General features: G+C 59.5%; 10 protein-coding genes. 2 read left to right on the top strand and 8 right to left on the bottom strand.

The features are described from left to right. Window positions 1–655 precede the first annotated feature (655 nt). Together F4X41_05410 and F4X41_05405 are read right to left on the bottom strand one after the other, a co-directional pair. On the bottom strand, window positions 656–1303 hold the full coding sequence (locus tag F4X41_05410; GenBank protein MYB16456.1) for a hypothetical protein: 648 nt from the start codon (window positions 1301–1303) through the stop codon (window positions 656–658). Window positions 1304–3362: 2059 nt separating this feature from the next. Continuing rightward, the gene (locus F4X41_05405) at window positions 3363–3656 is read right to left on the bottom strand and encodes a hypothetical protein (GenBank protein MYB16455.1); all 294 of its coding nucleotides are present in this window, start codon (window positions 3654–3656) and stop codon (window positions 3363–3365) included. A 986-nt stretch (window positions 3657–4642) separates the two neighbouring features. On the opposite strand from F4X41_05405, the gene F4X41_05400 reads away from it, so the two are divergent. After that, the gene (locus F4X41_05400; protein MYB16454.1) at window positions 4643–5500 is read left to right on the top strand and encodes an NAD(P)-dependent oxidoreductase; all 858 of its coding nucleotides are present in this window, start codon (window positions 4643–4645) and stop codon (window positions 5498–5500) included. Between the two features lie 143 nt (window positions 5501–5643). Here F4X41_05400 and F4X41_05395 read toward each other — a convergent pair whose 3' ends face one another. The 5 genes from F4X41_05395 to F4X41_05375 form a co-directional block, all read right to left on the bottom strand. Beyond that, window positions 5644–6375, bottom strand: coding sequence for a PIG-L family deacetylase (locus F4X41_05395; GenBank protein ID MYB16453.1), 732 nt, complete (start codon window positions 6373–6375; stop codon window positions 5644–5646). A 12-nt stretch (window positions 6376–6387) separates the two neighbouring features. Beyond that, window positions 6388–7638 carry a galactonate dehydratase gene (gene dgoD, locus F4X41_05390; GenBank protein MYB16452.1) on the bottom strand — a complete coding sequence of 417 codons (1251 nt, stop codon included), beginning with the start codon at window positions 7636–7638 and terminating at the stop codon, window positions 6388–6390. A gap of 432 nt (window positions 7639–8070) precedes the next feature. Continuing rightward, window positions 8071–11187: a hypothetical protein gene (locus F4X41_05385; protein MYB16451.1), complete on the bottom strand. Its 3117-nt coding sequence runs from the start codon at window positions 11185–11187 to the stop codon at window positions 8071–8073. A 14-nt stretch (window positions 11188–11201) separates the two neighbouring features. Next, window positions 11202–13040 carry a hypothetical protein gene (locus F4X41_05380; protein ID MYB16450.1) on the bottom strand — a complete coding sequence of 613 codons (1839 nt, stop codon included), beginning with the start codon at window positions 13038–13040 and terminating at the stop codon, window positions 11202–11204. Continuing rightward, the gene (locus F4X41_05375) at window positions 13033–13827 is read right to left on the bottom strand and encodes a hypothetical protein (protein MYB16449.1); all 795 of its coding nucleotides are present in this window, start codon (window positions 13825–13827) and stop codon (window positions 13033–13035) included. Before F4X41_05375 ends, F4X41_05380 begins: the two co-directional genes overlap by 8 nt. An 891-nt stretch (window positions 13828–14718) precedes the next feature. Between F4X41_05375 and F4X41_05370 the strand changes: the two genes are divergently transcribed. Further along, entirely contained in the window at window positions 14719–14976 is a 258-nt protein-coding gene (locus F4X41_05370) for a hypothetical protein (GenBank protein MYB16448.1), read from the top strand. A 267-nt stretch (window positions 14977–15243) separates the two neighbouring features. Here F4X41_05370 and F4X41_05365 read toward each other — a convergent pair whose 3' ends face one another. Continuing rightward, a complete protein-coding gene (locus tag F4X41_05365) occupies window positions 15244–16107 on the bottom strand; it encodes a hypothetical protein (GenBank protein ID MYB16447.1) in 864 nt (287 codons plus the stop codon). Window positions 16108–16132 lie beyond the last annotated feature (25 nt).

Raw genomic sequence — 16132 nt, 5'->3', positions numbered from 1 at the left:
ACATGGGTGGGCTAAAGGTGTTGGCGAAGTGGACTATAGGTGGTGATCATTGACAATCTGGAAATTCCCCAGAAGATTGCCTATTCAAGTCTTAGTGCATCCGAGAAGGTTGGATTGGAAACTACGACCTGCAACTTATCGGGGTCGAGGAGATTCACGTCGGCAGTCAGGGGAAGAATTGCAACTCGTCGCGATGATGAGGAATCCGCTGCCCGACCGCCAAATCCATTGTGATCGGCGCCATGGAACGCTTCGGCGAAATCGCGGTACGGGCAACTGTTCGCTTCGGCAGCCGCATCCCGCACTGATTCGTGGCCCACATCGTTGAGTCTGAATCAACGGTTCACGTCGACCAGCACCGCTCCTACGGTCGCATGCCGGGATTTCGGCCCCAGGCGGCGGACCAAAGTCGTCAAGTACTAGGAAGTCTTAGCACCAGTGAAAGGCCTGAAATCGTTCAGTATCCAGCGAAAACGCAGCTACTATGAGGGCCTTCGACTACATAGGCAAAAGGTACCAAAGTCGATACCCTACTGAATCCGCGGCTGGACGGCGAATTGGGCAAGGGATTCGGATGCGATTGCAGACCCGGAAGAATTGGACCCGAAAGTTGACTAAACGGAATCTGACCAGCAGAGGACAGATTCCGGAGGTCCTAGGCTGAGTCCATCAACCAGTCGTTAAAGCGGTTCAAAAAGGGGTTGCGCATATTTCGGAGCAAAGCTTGGAGCGCGATTGTTTCAATCCTTGCCCGAATCCAGATCAGAACGCCCACCACAACCAAGTAGGCAGTCAGTGACAAAAATGCCAGCGATGCAACATTGCTCCAGTGCAGCAGCGGAGTTTCTACTCCAGTAATGGCCAGCAGGACATTGATAAACAACATACAAGTAGCCGCCACTAGTGCGACTTCGTGGATGGGCAAAGCCCATGCAGTTATGTTTCCTGCCCATGATCTTGGAGGCTGGGTGGTGCTCAAAGGCCTTCCGCTGACTGACTCCAGCCGGCGCGAAATGCTGGAGACCATTTTCCACAGTGACCAAATGAATGGGGCGTGAGCAACGCGACCGACCGGGTAGCCAATCCAATACCCGATCGCAACTGAGATTCCAAACGCGATAGCTGCGCCCTCGGGGTGGTCCGATGTCAAGTAATACACCACCGCGCAAAAAACCCCGATTACTGTAGCCAAGCCCATGTGGCGCAATCCCAAGGGAGGGTTGGGCGTGATTCGCTGGGGTTCGTTCATTGATTCGGCCGCTCCCTGTCTCGAATTTTTTGATTTTCCCACCTGGTCAAACACATGTTGGTAAAGGATTCTTCGAAGATTGCCCACACCTCAGTCAATATGAGCATCAAGCTTACGGCAACTGCGGCCGTCAAGACGACGATTCCCAATAGGGGGTCAACATATTGCCAACCGTCAATGTCGCTCAACGCCCAATCTGCCAACTCTCGATAACCCCTGCCCATCACCATTGCCGACGCGGCGCTCAGGAAGCTAATGATCAACCTGGCAAGGCTTAGGCCGGATTCGGACCGCCTATTTATGCTGGTCCCGGATTCCCGATCAGGCAAGGCGGGGTTGTACTATTCCGACCAGACAAGCTGTTCGATTGCTGGGTTCAAGGCTCCAACCGCTGACTAGTCTGCTGGTATTCCCGGATTCGAGGTTTGTTCGGCCCCAGGGTACCGATTCCCAATTCGATGACGAATTGTGCAAGGGTTTCGTCCAGAGCCGTTTGGTAACTTGCTCCTCAGATCGACGCGAGGTCGATCAAATGCGAGTCGATTAACCCTCCCAAAAGCGTGCATGAGTATACGGATTAGTCTCCGCTCAACCAGTAGGTTCTGATAATTGTTGGACGCGAACATCCACCCGACGAGATTCGAAGGCGCGCTTGAGACTCGTAGCGACTCATCTGGATTTGGCAAGCCGTTGACTGTGCGCCAAAGTCAGAATCCTTGGGGCACCCGAAAACGTTCATACTCTGGGTTGGCGCGTCATACGCGACGGTCAGATCCTGGCGCTCATGGCACATCAAGATTTGCCGAATCATGCTGTACCTTTTCGGTGCAACGTTCTTGGCCGCAGTCTGTTAGATCTACTCGGTGAACGGAGTTGCAGAAGGCCGCTTACCGGTGCCAAATTGAATAGCGTCCGCAATCCAGACAACTCTGCCCGCCTTGTATTTGGGCTACGTGCGGAGCAGGACAGCTTGTTTCGGCGTCAAATCCAACCGGATGATTCCCGTGCAAGTGCGAACAACCCCCGCATTCGGTGTCGCGGCCGCGCCGCGGCATGTCCTACTAACGAGCCCGCATACGACGGTTGAATGGAGATGGTTTTTTGCGGGGCAAGGTCGAGGCCCGCGGTGCCACAAAACCAGATGGCTTGCTGCAAGTGATCGAATCCTGAATCAACGCCGCCAAAAGGGAGGAGTAAACGGGGTCGGAATCGTCAATTGCGGTCGCACGCAGCGGGGTCTGGGAGTCGGGCGCGGCGGTCCAAGCTTGATACCGGTACCTTGAAAAAAGGATCCAAAATAGTCCGGCCTGCCGTACCCAGACCCCACTCGCCAAGATTCAAGGAGGTGATGTACTGGCAATACCGTAAGCAATTAATGGACTGTTGAGCAACGACCCTCCGGATCAGACGGCCCGGCAGGGTTCGGATGCGATAAAGAATATTTGCTTTGGCGAGGTCCAATGGACATCGAGGTCGCATCTGTACGCGAGGTAAAAAACTCAAACGAATGAGACTCGCCGTGATTGGAATCGGCCAGCGTCTCGTAAGTCAGAGCGGGGCGCAGCACTGCGGCGCGTCCTAATCCGCATACGCGGGTTCGGTGACTGGCCTTTGCGAGACGGAATACCCCGCCATGGGCCCGCACTGCCGCAACCTCGACCGCAGGCAACTCCATCGGGATCTCCCGCCCCGTCCCCTCCCTATGCCGGTGCGCCGAGCGATCGCGTCGAAATCCTTGCTAGCACCAAGCGAGCTGCGGTCTGCCGGGACGCGACCTCCCTCCGTCCGGAATATTGCGCCAGCATGGCCGCCGGACACGTTGCGTTTCGACGTGGTTAGATTCGACCCGTGCTTTGGACATTCGCCGGAGTGCCGGCCAACGAGGTCGTCGGTGTGCCGAACCGCGCTCAATATACCGGCCGAGAGGTGGGCATTGGCGGCGCCAGCCTGGAGGCTTAGGCAACTTTGCGATCAACGCTCAGGACGTGTTTGCCAACGCGGTATTTGGCGAGCCGCAACAAGTCTTCAAGTAGCGGATCGAACGCGGGCATGGCCCTGCAGATAAAAACGGGCTGGACCTTTTAGCGGCAGGGCAAGTGATCCGAGCGAACGGTCAATCCTCTTGCCAGTAACCGCTCTCCCGCCCTACCCTAATCGATTCCATGTCCTTGCGTGCTTTGTCAGCCACATCCCTCAAAGCTGGCCAATCTGGATCACCGCTGACCAGTGCAATCAGCAGTTCGCAAACATCAGCCAAGCGGGCATCGCTCAGGATCGGTTCGCCCATTGCTTGTCCCACTGGCTCGCGGTAGCTCTCGGCCAGCGCCTTCAGATCGCGTTGTAGTCGCGGCCAGTTGCCGACGAAGTTGATTTCAACTTTTCGTTGCTGTGACATTGCAATTTCCATTTTCCGAATTCAGAATCTTGGTCGAATCAAGTACCTGCGATGTGAGTATCGCGGATTTCCGCGCCGCAGATTTACAACAGCAGATTCGATTGACGATGGCGACGGCTGAAGCTAGGCCCACACTTGACTTTGTTGCTCTATTGGCCCGGCGTTGGTTTTTGGCCAACGATCTTTCTGGAGTTGCCAGGGGCTGTAAACGTCGCGGTCTCGATAGTCAAGAGCCAAGTCTGTATGTTCGTGGCGATCGCCAGGATCTTTGAATGCGGCGATCAAGGCGTTCGCTTACTTGACGCGGATTAGGAACGGTACCGGCACTAGGTGATGCGCCCAGATTTGATAGGTAGCTAGTGGCCCGTCTGAAGCTCGTTTCCAGCCGGCACCGTACCGGGTCACCGAAACTGCCGAGTTCGAGCTCGTGGTTCTCAATTGCAACCCTGCAAATCTGGTCTACTCGGATGGATCGGCGTCGCCGACGCCTGGGCGCGCAACTCAATAAGGCCGGGGTGCAACGGTAATCACAAGTCCGGGAGGCGGGATCGAGGGGGAGCGAGCACATCAGATTGAACACTGACACCTGAGTTGCGCGGACCATAAAATCGCCGCTTGCCAAATCTCCTATCCTGTCGGCGACGATGAAATCATTGATTGGACGTAGTGCGTTGGGCTCCAGAGTACAGGCGAGATTCCGTCGCTTCACACTGATTGCGGAAACAGCGCAGTTGGGAAATGTCCGCGTGAATTCTCTTCGAGTCTGTACCCATTTATCGCGTCCAAACCCTCAAAATTGAAAATCCATCGATGACCCAAGATCATGGTGCTGCCCTTTTGGCCAACCTACCCGAGCACGGATTTGAAAGCCGCGACTTCATCCGCCGCAAGTAGATTGATCTCGACACTGTGGTCGCCGAGGACCTCAGTCTTGAGGAGGGCGTAAGAATTCCGATTCCTCGACTGGGCAGAGACCGGAAAGAACCGCTTCCAATCCGATCGTTGAGCACGCGATGAGACTCCTCATCACCGGCGGTGGCGGTCGCCTCGGACGCTGGGTCGTTGAGGAGTTGCGGAGCGACCACGAGGTCCTCGTCGCGGGCCTCGAAGAGACGCCGCCGGGTGCAGTGTGGCCGGGCGTGCGCTACGAGCAGGCCGACCTCGCGGACGTCAATGCGGTAGCGCGTGTGGCGGAGGGCGCCGAGGCGATCGTGCACCTCGCTGCGTTCCCCTCGCCAATCGGGCGCGAGCCGGAGGACATCTTCGCCAACAACATGGTCACCACTTTCAACATCGTGGAGGCGGCTATCCGCCAGGGTGCGCGGAAGGTTATCTACAGCAGCAGCGGATCGGCGCTCGGCTTCGCCTTCCGGTTCCGCGAAATGGTCCCGGACTACATGCCGATGGACGAGGAGCACCCGCTGCGCCCACAGGATGCCTACGGCCTTTCCAAGTGGCTCGGCGAAGAGATCCTCGAGGCGGCGACTCGTCGGACGGGCATTCGCACCATCGTGTTACGGCCGACAAACGTCGTTGTCCCCGAAGACTACGCCGAGCGCGTGCCGAGGATGCTCGAGAACGCCGGCAGCATGCCCACCTACGTCGACGCGCGCGACTTCGCGCGTGCCGTACGGGCCGCCCTCGACGATACGGAGATCGAGCACGACCGCTTCTTCATCACCGCCGACGACACGATGAGCCGGGAGCCGCTAGCCGTCGCTTTCCCGCGCCGATTCCCTGGCAGTGAAGCTGTTTGCGCCGGCCTGACGGGCACCGAAGGTCCGATCAGCAGCGCTAAAGCGAAGCGGTTCCTCGGCTACTGCCCACAACACAGCTGGCGTACCGAGCTGACGTAGGCGGTCCGGCTACCCGTACGTCCAAAGCTCTCAACCTGACGATCGAAAGCGTCCCAAACAAGGTCCTAATCGTGTTCAAGCTCGGCAAGGCCGGAGACGGCTGATCCGAGCTGCACCTTGAGGTGCGGCCGCAGTCAACTTTCTTAGACGAAGTAGTCGCCTGCGTATGGTTGGAAACGCCGGAAAGACTCGGCGTGTTTGCAGCCTGCTAGCCCCCCGATGCCGGAAGCTTCGACGCCGCGCGCCTCTGTGTGAGGCGGCCAACGATCGTGCAGGCCCGGCTGCGACACCTGGAAGCACCGCAACGCCTCGTGCTTTTGCTCGATCACCGAACTGATGTCGATGTAGGTGTCCGGCACGTAGCCGAGGACCGGCTGGCTAAGGATGTCAGGCTCGAAGTGGAAGATCTTCGCGCGCGGAAGCGCCTCGCGGGCCATCGTCGCCTGCGACCGGGCCAGTCCGGTAGCGTGGATCACAGTCTCGGCGACGGTCTGGTGATCGCGGTTAGTCGGCTCATTGGTCCAGTGCGTAAGGATGATCTCGGGCTGGAAGTCGCGGATCTGATCGACGTAAAGCTGCATCCGCTCCTGATCGATAACCAGCGGGTTGTCGTCAAGGTCGAGAAACTCGATCTCCACTCCCAGCGTGCGCGCGGCCGCTTCGGCCTCGGAGCGCCGGATCGCCTTTACGGACTCGACGGTCGCGCCCGGCTCTTTCCAGCGAGGCGCGGACTCGCCGCGCTCCCCGAAGGTGGCGCTCACAACCTTCACGCGAGCGCCGGCCTGGAGATAACGGATCGCCGTGCCGCCGGCGCGGAAGCAGTAGTCGGCGGCGTGCGCGCCGAAGATCAGCACGCTTGCATCGGGACCAAGCATGGAACTGCCCTCCTACCAGTCGCCGACGCTGCCGTCGGCGAGCACCGGGTGACTCGTGTCGCGGCCCCGGAACGGGAATCGTTCTGCGATCGACTCGTCGAACTGGATGCCGATGCCCGGCGCCTGCGGCAGATCGACGTAACCATCCTTGAGGACTAGCGGCTCAACCAACATCTCGTCCCACAGTTCATCGCCGCCGATTGGGATCATGCTCTCCTGGATGATGAAGTTTGGCGTGCAGGCGGCGATGTGCAGGCTTGCCAGCGTCACGCCCGGCCCTCGAGGGTTATGCGGGGCGATGCCCATGAAGTACGTTTCCGCCGCCGCCGCGATGCGGCGCGTCTCGGAAATGCCGCCCGCGTGGCCGACGTCCGGCTGTAGCACTGCGACGGCCTGCGACTCGATCGTTTTGCGGAAGTCCCAGCGGCTGTACAACCGCTCGCCCGTGGCGAGCGGCACATTCGTTGCCGCCGCAACCAGCAGCAACGCGTCGACATTACGAGGTGGCACCGGTTCCTCAAAGAAGAGCAAGTCCAGCTCTTCGAGGGCGTTAGCCATCGCGATCGCCACGGTAGGCGTCTGCTTGCCGTGCGCGTCGACCATGATCTTCATGTCGTCGCCCACGGCCTCACGGATGGCGGCAACGTTCTCGTAGGTTTCCCGCACCTTCTTGCGGTCGCTGATCCACTCCGCCGTCCCCGGAATCCCGGTCTTGAAGGCGCGGTAGCCTTCCTCGATTCGCTGGTGCGTGCGGTCGACAATCTCGTCGCGGCTGGCGCCGCCCGGGTGGGTGTAGAGCAGGATGCGATCGCGGACCGCGCCGCCCATGAGGCGCCAGACCGGCAATCCGAGCCGCTTCCCGGCGATGTCCCACAGCGCCTGGTCGATAGCGCTCTGGGCGGTCATCAGGATCACGCCGCCACGCTGGAAGCTGTTGCGGTAGAGCACCTGCCAATGGCGCTCGATCAGGGTGTCGTCCTGTCCGATCAGGTACTCGGCAAAGTCCTCGACGGCGCCGGCGACGGCCCGCGTCTTGTGCGGGAGGGAGCCTTCGCCGAACCCCTCGAGTCCGTCATCCGTGCGGATCCGCACGATCAGCATGTTGCCGACGCCGCCGGTACCCTGTTCGAAATTGACCATGAATGGCCGCACTTCGACTATTCGCGACATCGCCCCTCCCTGCTTCAATTCCCGACTGTGTCGAGCCCGGTGCTGTGTTCGATTTCGCGACAGTCTACGGGGCTGCCTGGCCCGCGAGACCATAGCGCACCGTCAAATCGGCGCTCATGAATCTGGATGTGCCGGCCGACCGCATTCACAGAGAAAGTTACGGCGGCGCCACCGAATCCGACGACAGCGCGCGGGGATTCGCAGCCGGATCTGCATAACTGTCAACGGGCGACGCGGGGAATTCACGTTACCTCCCGGAAAGCCTGTGCTGGAAGCGGCCCGAATCAATGAGCCGGACCCGCCCTATTCCTGCCTGTCCGGAGCGGGCCTTGCGTGGCTGATTTGACCGCCGGCACGGTGCATGTGAAGGCGCGCATGGCGCTGGAGGATTCCGGGATCGCCGCCGGCCAGATCCAAAGTATTGCGACGTCGGCGGAGCTAGGCGTGAGGTTCGGCTGAAACTGGTTGAGTCTTGCTCGGGGTTTGTCTTCTGGCAGGTCCCCGGTCGAAGGCTACATGTTCACGTCAATCAGGCGGACTCAAGTCAATGGCAAGTTCTTTAAGCAATCCCGATTGGTTTCGAATTGGGACTTCACGAAGAAAGAACTCTACCAGGTCCTGTTGCCGCGGCTGGCCAAACACCATCCGATAGATTGCCAGTGAACGGCGCAAATCCTCCATCCGGCTCTCGTCGCGCGACAGAGGGAGGACAGGTGCGTACCGCCTGATTCGGGCGCCACCGGCTTCAAATACCCAATGCGGCCTCAACCCCCCATCGGAGCCAAACTCCTCGTCGGCCAATCGATATGCAGATTCCCACGGGTTGCACGGCCGCCCGGCGAGGCACTTTGCAGATGCGTGGGCCAAAGCGCGTTCGCCGACGACGCTGGAGATGTTCTTTCTAATGGCGTGTCCGTGGTACCTATGCACCCTGCCTTCGCGCTGTTCAAGGTCGACCGGATTGGGCGGTAGATTCCAGTGCATGATCGAGTGGCAATACCAGTGGAAATCAAGACCTTCCTGGCCGATCGAAGTCGAGCTGAGAACAAATGGCCAGAAAGGCGAATTGAATGCCGCCCGAATCGAATCAGGGTGTTCGCTGGCATCTAGGAATTGCGCGTCGGCGCCGAACCTGCGGGCTATGTGCTGGCGCATGTTTCGTGATTCGTGCCGGACGCCACCGCGGTTTCTCGCCCAATGGTGAGTCGCGAGCCCGCGAACGGGAAGATGAGCAGTCTTGCCCAGCGCCTCGACCAATTGATCAGGCCCCAAGTCGAATCCGGCCCCTTCGCGAAGTACGAAAAAGTATTCGTCGAGAACATCGGTCAAACCGCCTTCGATGGCGTATGAAAGCGCTCTGCGCCAATATGGTCGACTTCCGCCCGCAATCTTGGGCTTGTACGCCGACTGCAGCAATCCTTCCGAGGTGGGCGTGCGGAACAGCGCTCTAAAGGCCCAGCCGGCGACCATCGCCGAGCGCTTGAGCGAATGATCGGAAAGGTGGCGGCCAGTAATGCGTGAAAGGGAACGCAGCGCGCAATTGGCCGGCGACCCGACCGCCATCGCCGCCAGCACGTCGAGCAAATCGGCGGGCGGTGGGCCCATGGCGCTGGGGTTCGCTACGCAATCCCGAATGCGAGCGACCAGCCGCGGCCAAGCCGACGACATCCGTTCACCGCTTCCGGCCGGAGGCCCCTCGATCCATTCCAAGTCCGAACCGCTCAAGGAGTCGAGCAGAAAGGGGGCAACCGCATACCAGAGGGTCGCTTGGCGGGTGCCATCGCCGGATACGCGGGCGGTGACGGCATCGACCTTTGACCGCAACCTTTTTGCAGTCGCGCGCAGCAGTTCCGGACCATTGCGGGCGCGATGCCTCAGTGAATCGCCAGCTTCGGCAAGGGTGTGTGACGGTGCCACTAGGGTCATTAGCGAATATGCGGTTGCCTTGATTGCCAAACGGTCGCTCTTGAATGCTTCGGCTTCTTTGGGGCTGCGGATATAGCGGCGTTCGGCATCGTAGCTGGTCAAAACGGAGATAGCCCGCGGCGCCATCTTCCAGGACGAAAAGACAAGCAACTTTGACGCCTTGCGGGCGCGCTCGAAATCTCGCCCGAGTCGATAGCTGCAAAGTGACGGGGGAAGCCAAAGGGCGCGCTGCAAGCCACTTTCTTGCATCAAATCAAATAGCGCGCGCATGCGGCCGTTGCCTGGTTGCAAATTTCGCCGGGACCTAATCCGACTGCGGGGGATCTGCAGGTCGGCGCCGGCTCGGACTAGGGCTGCAGTCGGACCGCTGGGATTACTGTCGACTCGAGCTCGAACTTTTTGTGCTAAGCGGTACTGATCCATGAATGTGAGCAGGTACGGCGAAGACTTCCAGTACTCCATGACCGCCGGGGCATTTACGGCCCGGGCCAGATCGCGCGCACTCAGAAACGATTTGATGTCGCCCGGGCTTAGAGTGGCCGCCGCCGGCACGACCTCCAACATCGGATCGCTCCCGCCACCGCCGCCGCGACGCTCAGTCCGCGTCATCACTTTCCGCAGGCGCGTTTCTATTCGACTGCGGAGATTCCGCAATTCACCGGTGGAGTTCTCGCCGTCGGGGCTGACCGCGCGCGGCAGCATCATCCGGAACTGCCGAAGCTGGTCTTCCAGCGGAATTTCTTCCCTCTTTGAACCTTCCAGAAACTTGACGGTTCCGAGGAAATCGTGGTAGTGGTTCTCGCCAGGCTCGCCGGTAATCGTGTACATCTTGTAAGGGGTTGCCGACAGCAACAGCGTTCGGGTACGCGTGTGCGGATCCTCGTACTCAAAGAGACGAGCAGCAAGTTCGCCGCTTGCGGTCCCCTCGTCGAGTAAATGGCGGAACCGCTGGAACTCGTCGAGGATCACCAAATCCGGCTCCAAAGCGTCCAAGCAGGCGTGAGCTAAGCGGAGTCGCAATTCGGCAATCAATGCACGGCGCGCCATAACTGCATCGGTGCCAGGATCCAGTGTCAACTGATTGCGGACATCGAGAAATCGGCGGTACAGTTTTCCTTCGCGGCCGCCAACTGATCCGGCGAAGCGGTCGAAAAGCCCGGGTTCGAAGTCCCGGCGTTCGATCCAGCGGTTGTACTCGTGAAATCGTTCGGCCGAGGCCAGGGAACCACGAAAGACGTCACCCGCTCCGGGCTCGATTCCGCCCCAGACTCGTTCCAGCATCCGGTAAAGGATCACTCGTTCCTCGACCACGCCCTCCGGACTTGCGCTACCGAATGAAGTAGCCGGCGTGAAGGCGATCAGATTCACGCGGGCGTCTAGCGATTTGAGGCTGTGTGGCAGCAGAGTGATGCGCCGTGCCAAAGCCCTGGTTTCAACGCCGAGGAGATTCTTGATTCGGTCGATATTTTGGCGTGCGATCGCCTGGTTGGCGCAGATGTAAATAACGTCAATGCGGGGAGTACCCTGCGCTTGAAGGTGGTCAATCGCCATCGCGGTCACGGCGCTGGCGACTAGGGTCTTTCCCAAACCGACCTCGTCCGCGATTAGGAAACGGTCGCTTCCGTCGCCGGACGAATAGAGTCGGTTGAAAGCGTGCTCGGCCGATCGCAACTGAAACGGCTTTAACCGGGCCAGTGCCGCCGATCGATACCCCATGGAATCGCTAATACTCAAGCGAGCTGCTTACGTACCGTCATTACCGATTCCCAGGCATCGGCAAAATCATCGCCCACGAGGCCGGCTCCGAATTCAGTGGAACGCAATTCGCGTAGCAGTCGATCCACGTGATCCAGGCGTTCGGGTCGATCGGCCAGCGTTTCCAGCGCCCCCTCCAACAAGCCCGAAAACGCCGTCCCCCACACCTGGGCCGGGTGTTCTGCCCCGCCCCTGATGCCGGTGAAATCACCGTAGTTGACCTCGCCATCCGGCGTTAGCAACAACCACAGTAGCTGCATGAGACGTTGACGGTTCTCGAGAGTGCCCGCTATCAGGCGCTGCAGTCGATCCGCGGGCATTCCGGCTACGGGGATCGGTCGCGCGAACCTGCGGAACTTGTCCCCGCCACCACAATCAGCGCTTACCTCGACCGAGAGGAATCCCGAGACATCTTCCAGCCGCAGGTCTTCAAATTTGACGCCGTCTTCAAGGTAATCGGCCCGATTCGGGTGCAGCGTCGCCGGACGACATTTGACCCACTTGATCCAGCGGTCGAATTTGAGCGGGCATTGGACTTGGATCCGCAACGTGAAAGCACCGTCTTCCGTTCCTTCGACGCTGGCACTCAGGTCGGCCCGGGCGACGATTTCGGCGGCTTCATCTAAGGCTCGTTCCAAGGAGTTATCGCCATCGGTTTCGGGAATTGGCCCGTCTGGCACAAAGGTGGTAATCAGATCGCGGAAATTGGCAAACCCGCTGTCTACTGGCCGCTTCGCGAGCAGGGCGTCCATCCCGAACCGCGCCTTCTTGCCCGAAAGCTCGACCATGAACTCGACGTTGCGCGGCGGGTTGCCGGTCGCGGCCCTGGTTGAATTTGCCGAACCTATGCACACACGCGCGTCCCACCCATCGTCGATCACGTAGACCTTGGCGTGCAGCCCTGTCAGCGGCGGAAGGGCAATGTCGAGGTCCTCAGGCTCCGGATCGAGGCTTGATCGGAACTCGTATACCTCGTCGATCCCCTGCAACAGATTTGGCTCAATCCGCAGCAACTCTTCGCGCCGGCTGATCAGCACGGTCCGCGGCCGCCGTCGGGCCAGGCGATTCAGGAACCAGCCGTCGACGAAAGGCGAAATAACGAGCAAAGGTCGATTTTCGAGGCCCGGGAAAATCGGATTTGCGGTACCCAAACCGAATGCGAGGAACCGGCACAGTTCCAGACCCGGCGGTGCCTGGAACGAGACCCGGGGCAATTCGGCGGCGAAGAGGTCGATCGATTGACGGTGGAAGTCGGGGACCGGCCCAACGGCCAGATCCGTTAGCGCGGCGGCGAATTCAGTCAGCGGCTGATTGAGGCGAACGCCGCCGTTTGCGGCCTTGGTGATTTCGCCGTCAAGGATTAGCGACGCGTCCCAGGATCGGTCAAACGTCAGATTGCGGGACGTGCAAACGAGACGATAACGAACCGGCCCGTCCTTGGCCACGTATCGCAACAACCAAACTTTGGGATGGAATGTGGCGCCGCTGCCATCGGCGGGCGGAAATGCGCTAATCACCGAATTCTCGAGAAACGCCAACGCGGTCTGGCCAGGCCGCGGCGTCGAGACGTAGCCGCCATGGCAGAAGACTGCGATTCTTTCGGCGTGGCGGCGGGCGCATTCCAGCAGCGCCAGAGGATCGGTTGCCATCAAGCCCTCTTGGTCCTCGGCGCGGTCAAACGTAAAGGCCAGCGGGACCGCCAACAGCGTGGTTAGGTCGAGCGTGAAAGTAGTCGCGACCGCGCGGTCGAATTCGTAGCTTTGAGGTGGGGCCAAGCTATCCATTAGCAGGCGGCGGTTGTCGGGTTCAAGCATGCCCGTTCGCGCTCGGTGAGAGGATGTCCACGATGATCCGCTTCGCCGAACCCCAACGAAAGTCCATCCGGCCCCAAGCCGAGTAGCCGCGCTTGCGGCGCCGCGCATCGGCGTAGGTGAGCCGGGCACGACCGCCCTTTAGCGACAGTTCGCGTTCTCGCAACAGGACGCGGGCCCGCCCACGGTCAAGTGATTCAAATCTCAGGGAGTCGGTGGCGACTTTTAGCCACTGTTCGACAAAGTCAAAGGTCCTGCGACGCAACCTCGGATTTGCGTTTCGTAATCGGAACCAAGTGCCATCACGATCCCAGGCGCAAATGTCTTCGCGGGCCCGCTCCATGGATTCGGACCAGTCGCCAAGCCGTTGCTCGAAGTCCGCGAGTTCTTTTTCATCATCATTAGCTTGGGCCAGCATCAAGTTGTAGAAGATCGCGGCGCCCTGGTGGGCGAGGCTTATGCGAGAGCCATCTTGGAGAAGTTGGCGAGTTGTTTCCGAAGCGGACAAAGCCGCCGGGCATTCCCACGCGAACCGGGCGTCATCGATCGACTGAACGTCGCCGAATTCGAGAACGTGCGCTAGAAGCGAGTCCCGATTTGATCGTCCAATCTGTTCCCGCAAAAAATCGCACTCCTCCGGCGGCATGACAAAGGTCGCTCGCTCTGGGAAATCTCGTGGCGGCAAGGGCAGTTCCGCCCAACGCCGCTGTGCCGGGCCAGCTTCAATCCCCTCTTCGGATTCAGCTAGCGATTCAAGATGCGAATCGATTGATCTTTGGCGGGTCGGCAACACCGGCTCAGTCCAGCCGGGATCGCGGCGTATTCCCCATTTGCCCAAGCCCCTCCAGTAAATCGATGCTGGCCAGCGCTTGAGCTCCGATCCGGCCACGCGCCCGATGACTCCGGTCCCGGGCCCTTCGGAAGCCAGCAATTCCCTGCAGAGTTGAAATTGCAGGTCGCGCTCGCGGCGTTGGCGATCTTTGGATCGCCCTCGCTCGGCCATTTGCAGAATCCAAGGAACGAACAAGAAGTACCGGGCGCGAGTCTGGAGCGTGGTGGTGCCGGGGAAAAATGCGTCGGCGAGGGCATCACGAATTGTGCCGATTCCAAGATCGTCTAGCGTTGAGGGCTGATCGAGCGCCGACGCAAGGGCAAGCGCCAATTCGCGCTCACGCGGACTGGAATCTATCCAGCTGATAGTCGAATTCAAGGCGTGCGATGTAACCCGATTAGCAAATTAAATCTGGACAAAGCGGCCGTTTGCCTGGCACGACCGTTACTTCGAATGCGGTTTGAGCGGTTGCCTGTCAATTACCGCGTCAATCAATTCGCGGTGTTCGTAACCGAGCGACCGCCTGAAAACAGGGGCCAAGAGCAATCGCTTGCCGGATCGATGGACTTTGCTTGCGCGGGTATTTCGCGTTTTCGACCGACCATTGCAGCGCGGTCGTTAATCCGGGTCCGAATTTCCGTCTTGTGCTTCGATTGGCGGGCGGAGAAGAATTGTGGCTGGGTTTGGCTGGCCGCAACCCCCCCCTGTCCTTTGACCGCTCGAACGCAACCCGGAGAGTGTCGCCGATTCAACGAGCCGGTTGAAGGAAGCCGACGCCACAAATCTCAGGTTGTCCATTGTGCGCCCTGAGTTGGTTTGCGAGGATGTTCAGCGTTCCGATTCGGCTTGATGGCCCGAACCGATCCGGTCGATGGCTGGGATTGCGACCGCGGCGATATCGAAAAGTTTGTCGATGAAGAATTCAGTAACCGGTCCGCCACCTTCCTTGATTTCCTCATGCAGATTTCGAACGAGCGGCGCCCAGTGCCTGTACCGCGGAATGTATTCGTACTGCGGCCAAATCCAAGGGGGATCCTTCACAATCCCCAGCCCGAGACCATTTTACTTAAGGTCTTGCCCGAACCGGTCACAAATCTCCTGTTCTGAAGCGGACATTTCTGGATATGGCTGCGGCGCGCGAACGCCCCAAATCCAATTGTTCGGCCCTTTATCCTGCGACTGAATTCCGATTTCGTACGGTGGCCGGTCCTTGAAGCTGACAAACAGGAAGTTTGAGCTTGGCTTTGTGCCCCCGTATTCGTACCTGACCTTTAAGCGATCGGCGCAATCTGAAAACTCATTACCCAAGAGAACTTTGACTTTCTCGCGCAGATGGCGCAAGAAACCCTCGCATGTCTCGTCCAGAATCGTCGGCTAGGCCTCATGCACTGCGTAGGCGGCCTGCAACAGATTCGGGTTCTCTAGCAGATACTGGCGTATTACGAGCGTTTCAGCGTCGGTATTCAAGTTCGGCGCTCCAAATTGCTGACGGCAGAATTCCTGGGCCTGTCGCAGAAACCACTTCAACCGCTGCGCGTTGGTGGCCCGGCGGCAGGATCGAAACCAGTCCTCTAGCGAATAGTCGCCGCCGAAGTATGGCACCACCCGGAATCTCCCCTCCCATTTGGCTCGCTTTTCTGTCGGGAAGCCCCATTCGGAAGGTTCTCTCGGCGTGGGCGGAACCCACACTAGCAGGAATCCGTCCTCGTAACCCTGCTGATTGAGAAAACTCAAATAGCTCGGGATCTGGCACGGTTGGTCGCCGGCGTATGGTTTGTTCTCGAATGCGAGGCAGAAGCGACCGGACGCGGTCGGGATTTCAACGCTCACGTCGATGCGCCGACCGTCCGAAGTTGGTCGTTCAGTCGTCACCCGGACCGGATTCGCGTCGGTAGCTGCGATGTTGCTGGCTAAATGGCGCGTTTCCGGCATGGCCTCGAGCATTTTCACCAGCAGGGTATGGCCTTGGCCGTGTTCAGCGGACGGGTCTAGAAGTTCGGCGATTATTTGCGAAAGGCCAAGTTCGTCGGTGCGCACATATTTGAACACGTTGAATCGGCGGGCCGATTCCCGGTCGAGGTGCCGCTCAACCCTTTTGGACTCTTCCAGTAGCGGCGTAAGCTCTGCGAAAAATCTGACCTGATCGCTGCGCCGTGCTTCCTCAAACGTCTGAACATGCTGCAGAAGGCCCGCAAATCCAAAATGTTCCTTTTCGCCTGATCGCATCGCCAAACTCATCAATTCGCCGCGTCCGCAGTGCTGG

This window comes from Chloroflexota bacterium (assembly GCA_009840625.1).
Taxonomy (GTDB): domain Bacteria; phylum Chloroflexota; class UBA11872; order UBA11872; family VXNJ01; genus VXNJ01.
This window is presented reverse-complemented; position numbering and strand designations above follow the sequence as displayed.

What these genes read in the sequence shown, in the direction of transcription:
- F4X41_05405 (MYB16455.1), bottom strand. Translation starts at nt 3,656, where the DNA reads ATGGAAATTGCAATGTCACAGCAACGAAAAGTTGAAATCAACTTCGTC.
- F4X41_05395 (MYB16453.1), bottom strand. Translation starts at nt 6,375, where the DNA reads ATGCTTGGTCCCGATGCAAGCGTGCTGATCTTCGGCGCGCACGCCGCC.
- dgoD (MYB16452.1), bottom strand. Translation starts at nt 7,638, where the DNA reads ATGGTCTCGCGGGCCAGGCAGCCCCGTAGACTGTCGCGAAATCGAACA.
- F4X41_05385 (MYB16451.1), bottom strand. Translation starts at nt 11,187, where the DNA reads ATGGGGTATCGATCGGCGGCACTGGCCCGGTTAAAGCCGTTTCAGTTG.
- F4X41_05380 (MYB16450.1), bottom strand. Translation starts at nt 13,040, where the DNA reads ATGCTTGAACCCGACAACCGCCGCCTGCTAATGGATAGCTTGGCCCCA.
- F4X41_05370 (MYB16448.1), top strand. Translation starts at nt 14,719, where the DNA reads ATGGCCCGAACCGATCCGGTCGATGGCTGGGATTGCGACCGCGGCGAT.
- F4X41_05365 (MYB16447.1), bottom strand. Translation starts at nt 16,107, where the DNA reads ATGAGTTTGGCGATGCGATCAGGCGAAAAGGAACATTTTGGATTTGCG.